The sequence below is a fragment of the Halobiforma nitratireducens JCM 10879 genome, from assembly GCF_000337895.1.
GTDB classification, from domain to species: domain Archaea; phylum Halobacteriota; class Halobacteria; order Halobacteriales; family Natrialbaceae; genus Natronobacterium; species Natronobacterium nitratireducens.
Genome location: NZ_AOMA01000010.1, coordinates 1 through 2,288 on the forward strand (window position 1 = coordinate 1; position 2,288 = coordinate 2,288).

Genomic DNA, 2,288 nt, shown 5'->3' on the forward strand with positions numbered 1-2,288 from the left:
CTCCGCCACTAAACTAGAACAGATGCTCCTCTATGACCGATTCGAATAGCGACGAGTTCGACCCAACAGCACCAGATCAACGGGAGATCGGTCGTGAAATGGTTGACGACAGTACGGGACTCGGTTCGGTGATGGCCCATGTCTATCGCGGAGAGATAGACCGAGTGGGGACGTGGCGGGAGCGCCTTGACGAGACAACGACGTGGGCGGTGACGCTGATGGCAGCAATCTTGACGTGGGCGTTTTCGAGTCCCGATAACCCACACTATATCTTGCTGGTCGGGATCCTTATCGTCACCATCTTTCTGGGCATCGAAGCACGGCGGTACCGGGACTACGACGTCTTTCGCTCTCGTGCTCGAATCATCCAAGAGAACCTGTTCGCAAACGCCCTCGATCCGTCCCAAGGCGTTGAAAGTCACGACTGGCGAGCGGAACTGAGCAGGGACTATCGCAGGCCGACGCTGAAAGTCTCGGTATACGAAGCACTCGCAAACCGGCTCCGGCGTGTGTACCTTGCTCTGCTCAGTGTCCTCTTGGTCGCGTGGGTCTTCAGGATTACAGCGTTCGCACCGCGCCAGGACTGGCTGACAACCGCTGAAATCGCCCGTATCCCCGGGATTGCTGTGGTTGCCGTTGTGGGTGTGTTCTACGTCGTACTGCTGGGCGTCACCTTCTGGCCCCACGAGCGCCATGCTAAGGGTGAGTTCCGTGAAGGGGACCCGGACGACTGGAAAGAGAACCGATAAATTCGTTCTCCGTATAACGTACAGTCTCGGTAGTGGAGCGGGATATAGAGGGCTGTAGTACCTACTAGTAGTGATGTCCGAATCAGAGGCGATCCGCTGGGAGTACGAGACGCTTTGCCCACCGCGCGATGAGAGCCAAAAAGAAGCAGAGGATCCGAAAGCAGAATTGAATCAACTCGGTGCAGAAGGCTGGGAGTTTGTGGAGACAATCGACTACGAAGGAGGCGGCACCAAGTACCTCGTTTTCAAGCGACCTGCCCAATCGGATGAGCCAGTATGACTGACGAGACCGATATCAGTACGGCCAATACGATGCGTGAGCGCTCAGGCGAGAGTAGGATTAAACTCTGGTTGCTGCTGCGCGCGAACCGTCTTCTCGTCTCCAGCATCCTGACCAGTGCCGTGTTCGTCGCATTCGTCATCGCCGTTGCTGTCCTTGATCCACCGTTTTCACAGCAAATCGAGTCCGGTAACATGATCAACACGATGTTCTCAACGATGATTACGGTCATCGTGACTGGGACGACACTCGTCGTCACGATCGGTCAACTCGTCCTCTCCCAAGAGAACGGTCCGCTCGGCGATCAACGCGAGCGTATGTCCAGTTCGATGGATGTCCGGGACTTTACTGAAGAATTAATCGGATCTCCGAGTCCTGCCGATCCATCCGAATTCCTCCGGCAGATCATCGGGATCACGGCACAACGGGCGACGGCCCTTCGAGAGTCCATTGACAAGAATGATAACGAGAACCTTCGAGAAGAAGTCGATGAATTCGCTGAAAGCGTCACTGGGAACGCTGACACGGTGCATGACCAACTTGAGGATGCGCAATTCGGCTCGTTCGATGTGTTATTCGCTGCACTAAATTTCAATTACAGTTGGAAAATATTCCAAGTTGAACGTCTCGGGAACGAATACGAAGAGAGCCTCAATGAGGAAGAACGCGGCTTACTTGACGACCTCAAAACAGCGCTGTCTCTGTTTGGTCCGGCGCGCGAACACGTCAAGACGCTGTACTTCCAGTGGGCACTCATCGACTTGTCTCAGATGATTCTCTATGCTGCAGTCCCGGCATTGACCGTTGCGGGTATCATGGTCGGAATCGTCGATGCGGGGACGTTCCCAGGAAGCACACTCGGTCTCGATCACATCATCCTCGTCGTGGGCGGTGCGTTTGCGGTGACGCTCGTTCCATTCATGCTGTTCGTCTCGTACGTCCTTCGCATCGTCACCATAGCAAAACGGACACTTGCCATCGAGCCGCTGATCCTCCGCGAATCACAACGCTAAGATCCGACGCAGTATCTTGTTCCTCTGTCTCTACCAATTCGTCTTCTCACCAACGGCTGAGATATCAGTGACCGATACGCGCTGTGTATTCAGCAGTCGAATCTTGTCATCTAATGAGTATTTCAACAAAGCCATTGAACCAGAATCGTGATGTCGATGAATTGTTCGCTTTCGATAGATAATTACGGCTTCTATCCCCTGTAACTGATCGTATCCCAGATATCCGCTAGTGTGACCCACTGTTCG

3 protein-coding genes are annotated in these 2,288 nt (G+C 54.0%); all 3 read left to right on the forward strand.

From position 1 onward, the window contains the following. Window positions 1–32: 32 nt before the first annotated feature. Window positions 33–749: a DUF2270 domain-containing protein gene (locus tag C446_RS01455; RefSeq protein WP_007258644.1), complete on the forward strand. Its 717-nt coding sequence runs from the start codon at window positions 33–35 to the stop codon at window positions 747–749. Between the two features lie 73 nt (window positions 750–822). After that, a complete protein-coding gene (locus tag C446_RS17725) occupies window positions 823–1,029 on the forward strand; it encodes a DUF4177 domain-containing protein (RefSeq protein WP_006671271.1) in 207 nt (68 codons plus the stop codon). Then, window positions 1,026–2,042, forward strand: coding sequence for a hypothetical protein (locus C446_RS01460; protein WP_006671272.1), 1,017 nt, complete (start codon window positions 1,026–1,028; stop codon window positions 2,040–2,042). Before C446_RS17725 ends, C446_RS01460 begins: the two co-directional genes overlap by 4 nt. Window positions 2,043–2,288: the final 246 nt, after the last annotated feature.